The following is a 1174-nucleotide window of genomic DNA, read 5'->3' as shown; positions in this document are numbered from 1 at the left end:
TCTGGCCCCCGGGCCGCTCGGGGTCGTCGAGCCGACCGGTCCCCGGCTCGGGCCCGCCGCGCTCGCGTCGGCCGGCCTGGTGGTGGTGCCCGCACTGGCCGTCGACCGGCGCGGGCGGCGCCTGGGCCGCGGCGGCGGCTTCTACGACCGGACGCTCGCGCTCGCCGCGCCCGGCGCCCTGCTGGTCGTCCCGCTGCACGACGGCGAGCTGCTCGACGACGTCCCGGCCGAGGACCACGACGTCGCGGTGGGGGCCGCAGTCCTGGCTCGGGACGGGGTGGTGCATCTCTCGCCCTGACCGTGTGGACGGGTCGGAGCGACCGTTGCCTCGGAGTATGCTGGCACTCGTTCTCGCCGAGTGCCAGCCCGCGGGCGGGCACCGCCCCAGTTCGTCCGGAGGATGTTGTGCCGACCTACCAGTACGCATGCACCGCGTGTGACCACCGCTTCGAGGCGGTGCAGTCGTTCTCCGACGACGCCCTCAGCACCTGCCCGAACTGCGGCGGGAAGCTGCGCAAGGTCTTCTCCTCGGTGGGCATCGTGTTCAAGGGCAGCGGCTTCTACCGCACCGACTCCCGCTCGGGCTCGGTGAGCAGCGGGTCCGGGGCCTCGTCCGAGTCGGCGAAGTCCGACAGCTCATCGTCGAGCTCGTCGTCCTCGTCCTCGTCGAGCTCCTCGTCCTCCTCGGCCTCCTCGTCGTCGAGCTCCTCGTCGAGCTCGGCCGGCGCGTCGTCCTCGAAGGCCGCCGCTTCCTGATCCGTCCACAACCGGCCGGGTTGTCCACAGGCCGGTGGATCGGCCCGCCACCGGCCGAGTCCCGCCCTAGCGTCGGAACGACGACGGCGGAGGGGCGGCCATGGCGGAGCAGACACAGCGGGCGGACCGCCCGTGGGACCGGCTGCTGCGGCGGCCCTCCTGGTCACGGGCGTTGCTGGCCCGCCGGGTGCTGGCCGCCGCCCTCGCGGTCGCGGCCGTGGTCGTGGCACTGCTCCCCGCCGCAGGTGACGAGCGGGTCCCGGTACTGGTCGCGGCCCGTGACCTCGCCCCCGGCACGGCACTGGGCCCGGCCGACGTCGTCGTGGCCTCCTGGCCGCCCGCTCTCGTCCCCGCCGGTGCCCTGACCGCGCCCGACGCCGTGGCCGGACGGCTGCTCGCCGGACCGGTGACCGCGGGC

General features: G+C 75.3%; 3 protein-coding genes. All 3 read left to right on the top strand.

The genetic code is table 11. The features are described from left to right. A partial coding sequence (locus GTW08_RS21555; protein WP_275939004.1) for a 5-formyltetrahydrofolate cyclo-ligase occupies positions 1 to 298 on the top strand: 298 nt, incomplete at its 5' end. Between the two features lie 107 nt (positions 299 to 405). Beyond that, positions 406 to 756, top strand: coding sequence for an FmdB family zinc ribbon protein (locus tag GTW08_RS21550; protein ID WP_073577594.1), 351 nt, complete (start codon positions 406 to 408; stop codon positions 754 to 756). A 100-nt stretch (positions 757 to 856) separates the two neighbouring features. Then, a partial coding sequence (locus tag GTW08_RS21545) for an SAF domain-containing protein (RefSeq protein WP_237454049.1) occupies positions 857 to 1174 on the top strand: 318 nt, incomplete at its 3' end.

The organism is Pseudonocardia sp. SID8383, assembly GCF_009864975.1.
GTDB classification, from domain to species: Bacteria; Actinomycetota; Actinomycetes; order Mycobacteriales; family Pseudonocardiaceae; genus Pseudonocardia; species Pseudonocardia alni.
This window is presented reverse-complemented; position numbering and strand designations above follow the sequence as displayed.